Annotated in this window: 5 protein-coding genes; 2 read left to right on the top strand and 3 right to left on the bottom strand. The window is 62.2% G+C overall.

Annotated elements, in window-relative coordinates; translation table 11 throughout:
- Positions 1-800, top strand: an 800-nt coding sequence (locus IRZ31_RS20850) for a hypothetical protein (protein ID WP_297157557.1), incomplete at its 5' end; no start/stop codon positions are given.
- Here the strand turns inward: IRZ31_RS20850 and IRZ31_RS20845 are convergent.
- On the bottom strand, positions 797-1,423 hold the full coding sequence (locus IRZ31_RS20845; protein WP_297157554.1) for an ATP-dependent Clp protease proteolytic subunit: 627 nt from the start codon (positions 1,421-1,423) through the stop codon (positions 797-799). The genes IRZ31_RS20850 and IRZ31_RS20845 overlap by 4 nt on opposite strands.
- Positions 1,424-1,486: 63 nt before the next feature.
- Positions 1,487-1,792 carry a hypothetical protein gene (locus IRZ31_RS20840; RefSeq protein WP_297157552.1) on the bottom strand — a complete coding sequence of 102 codons (306 nt, stop codon included), beginning with the start codon at positions 1,790-1,792 and terminating at the stop codon, positions 1,487-1,489.
- Between the two features lie 257 nt (positions 1,793-2,049).
- Here IRZ31_RS20840 and IRZ31_RS20835 point away from each other — a divergent pair, with 257 nt between their 5' ends.
- A complete protein-coding gene (locus tag IRZ31_RS20835) occupies positions 2,050-2,493 on the top strand; it encodes a helix-turn-helix transcriptional regulator (protein WP_297157549.1) in 444 nt (147 codons plus the stop codon).
- Positions 2,494-2,713: 220 nt separating this feature from the next.
- Here the strand turns inward: IRZ31_RS20835 and IRZ31_RS20830 are convergent, their stop codons facing one another.
- Positions 2,714-3,043: a hypothetical protein gene (locus IRZ31_RS20830; protein WP_297157546.1), complete on the bottom strand. Its 330-nt coding sequence runs from the start codon at positions 3,041-3,043 to the stop codon at positions 2,714-2,716.
- Positions 3,044-3,209: the final 166 nt, after the last annotated feature.

Here is a 3,209-nt window from a genome sequence, read left to right as displayed (position 1 = left end):
AGCAGGAAAGCGGCGAGCTTGATCCGCGCTGGCGGCGCACCTGCCTGGGTGGCGGGCGCCTGAGTATAGAGCGGTCGCGTCTGCGTCTGGAGCTGGAGGCCAGCCGCCAGGGGAAGTATAGCGACGCGCAGATCGACGACTATGGTGAGCTGCCGCGCCGGGCTTTCCCCTGGCGTCCACCGCTGCGTCTGGAGGTACGGGCCTCCTTCTCCCACCCGGCGGCCACACTGGCCAGTACGGCGGAGACACCGGGGCTGTTGCGCGGGACCGCCGGCTTCGGTTTCTGGAATTACCCGTTCTCGCTGCGCGGGGATATATTGATGCTTCCCGAGGCAGTCTGGTTCTTCTACGCCTCACCTCCTTCGAACATGGCCCTGGTGCCCGGCGTGCCGGGCTGGGGATGGAAGGCGCAAGTAGTGCATGCGCTGCGTCCGGGCTTTCTGACGGCAGCTGTGCCCACGGCTCTGGCAGCCCTCTGGGGACGGCTCAGCGGTGAGCTGCGCCCTGCGGCCCGCTGGTTGCAGCGCCTGACCGGAGCCCAGGAGCGCCTGCTGGAGGAGGTTGTCCTCACAGACTGGCATACCTACGCCCTTGAGTGGTTGCCGTCGCTGGCCCGTTTCTTCGTCGACGGCAGCCTCCTCTTTACCGCTCCCTCACCCCCTGTGCGCCCTCTGGGCTTCGTGGCCTGGGTAGACAACCAGTATGCCATCGCCACCCCGCGCGCTACCTTGCGTTTCGGTACGATCGCGACGGGCCGCCAGTGGCTTGATCTCGACTATGTACGCATCGAGCCGCTCTAGAGGGCCGATGAGCCTTTCGCCTCCTTGATAGGTGGCTCCAGCACTTCGTCGATGATGCCATATTCGACGGCCTCGGCGGCGCTCAGGAAGAAGTCACGGTCGGTGTCATGCTTGATGCGCTCCAATGGCTGGCCGGTATGCAGCTGAATGATCTCGTTGAGCATGTCGCGGGTGTGCAGCATCTCACGGGCATGGATCTCGATATCGCTGGCCTGGCCGCTGACGCCGCTGGCGGTCCACGGCTGATGCAGGTGGATGCGGGCATGCGGTAGGGCGCGACGCCGCCCACGATCTCCGGCCATCAGAAGAATGGTACCGAAGCTGGCGGCGTAGCCGACACAGGTGGTGGCGATGGGACAGGGCAACATGCGCATGGTGTCGTAGATGCCCAAACCAGCAGTGATGACGCCCCCTGGTGAACTGATGTAGAGGTTGATCTCTCGCTCGCTGCTCTCGGCGGCCAGAAAGAGAAGCTGGGCAATGACCAGTCCCGCCATTTGCTCCTCGATGGGGCCGTTGATCAGAATGATGCGCTCTTTGAGCAGACGGGAGTAGAGATCGTAGGCGCGCTCGCCGCGTCCCGTGGCTTCAACGACGGTCGGTACATACAGGGTAGCGCTCATGACAATGGTCCTTTCTTCCACTCCTTCTTGTGGTTCGTCCTCTGTCTTTTGCTCCTCTGACGTTTATTCTTCACTGGCTGCCTCCTGCCCCGATCCGAGCAGGCGACGCACAAAGTAGTAGTGAAGCTGGGTGCCGCTTCCGCTGGCTCGCTCGTCGACGATCGCCTGCAGTAGCCAGCCCTCCCGCCCGAGTCTGGTCAGGCTGGCAGCGGAAAGCACTGGTTCTTTGTGTAGATCGAGGCTAATGAGGCGATACTCCCAACGTGGAGACTCCAGCTGGCGCTCCTCGTAGACGATGGGAATATGCAGGGTTGACTGGATGTGTTCTTGTGTGTATGACAGGAAGGAAGCGGTGGAACGTGGTAGCATGTAAGGCACTCCTTTCTTTTCTTTTCCTGCCTCCAGCGGGACCTGGCTTTGTCAGACCTCGCTTCCGCTTCCGTCTCCGCCTTCGCTGCTGGAAGGCTGGAAGGGAGGAAGGAGAGAACACCTTGAATATAGCAAAGCGGGGGGGTATAGTGATAGCAAAAAGCGATGCTGTCAGCATAGCCGTCCGCCAGGCTATGCTATGAGCATAGCTGCGGCAGACTCCTCCGCAAGGGAGGAGAGCAGAAAGGAGCGTGGGGATGGCCGATCTTCAAGAAACGCTCGGAAAGGTGATTCGCCGAGAGCGCCAGCAGCGCCGGCTGACGATGCGCGAGCTGGGAGAGCGCGCCGGTCTTTCCGAGATCTATGTTGGTGAGATCGAGCGTGGACAGAAGTATCCCTCAGCGCGGGTGTTGGAGAGTGTGGCAGCCGCCCTTGAGCTGGAGGTGGCCGAGTTATTGGAGCTGGTTGCCGCTGAACTGCGTGGAGCCTCGGAGGCGGCCCGCGGAGGAAACGCTGGTCTCGCCTTCGGCTTCGGGATGCCAACGCCTGCCCATAACGCTGTCGGTGCTCAGGAGAAGAGGGCAGGCTCCAGCGAGCCGCTGGCAGCCCACCAGGTGCTGACAATGGCCGGTTTCAGCTCACTGCTGCTGGCTGGACGGCTGGGAGAGGCTGCGATGCGGCGCTCGCGCTCGCATCGCTAGCGCCGTTCGATTTCCAGGAGAGGAGGGCCATCCTGCACGGCAGGGTGGCGCGGACCCTCCTCTCTTGAGTTTCTCTAGAGGCAATTTTTGCGTGAGCTATCGTGCAGTGACAATAGATGGACAGCGGGACCGGGCGCGGCTGTACGCGGTAGGTGATCTGACCTGGCCCGACAGAATGATGAGCGCTAGCGGCCAGGGCAGAAGAGTGCTTCCTCTTCCGTCACCAGCGCCACCAGCGGCGCGGTCGATGGGCATAACTGCCACGACGATAGTAGTAAGGGGAAAGGCGACGATAGGCGAAGGCGCTCCAGATGAAGACCAGGACCGCCGCCGCCAGTACCGACGTTACCAGTGGGACGCCGTTAAGGTATGGCTCGCCGCTGATGTGCCAGTGCAGGACACCATCGACCAGAAAGATGGCCAGCAGTCCCAGGAGAACAGCGCCGACAATGCCGCCGGGGGCGTGGCGGCGAGCGATGAATTCCCCCACTACGCCAACAATAGCCGCAATGATGACCCAGATGATAAGCTGCTCCAGGCTGATAGTCATGATAACATTCACCTCCTTGCTTGAGCCGGTCTCGCCCGGCTTTCCCTGGATGCTCGCTTCTACAGCATCTGGGTAAATCACGCGCTTCCCACGCTGCGAGTTTCAGCTCACCTGGCTACAGGCCCCTCCCGTCCCGGCCGCGCCTTTCTCTTGCGCCTCCCAGAAG

Origin of the sequence: Thermogemmatispora sp., from assembly GCF_019683635.1 — a bacterium.
Lineage (GTDB): Bacteria > Chloroflexota > Ktedonobacteria > Ktedonobacterales > Ktedonobacteraceae > Thermogemmatispora.
Note: the sequence above shows the minus strand (reverse complement) of the source record. Positions and strands in the feature narration are given on the sequence as shown.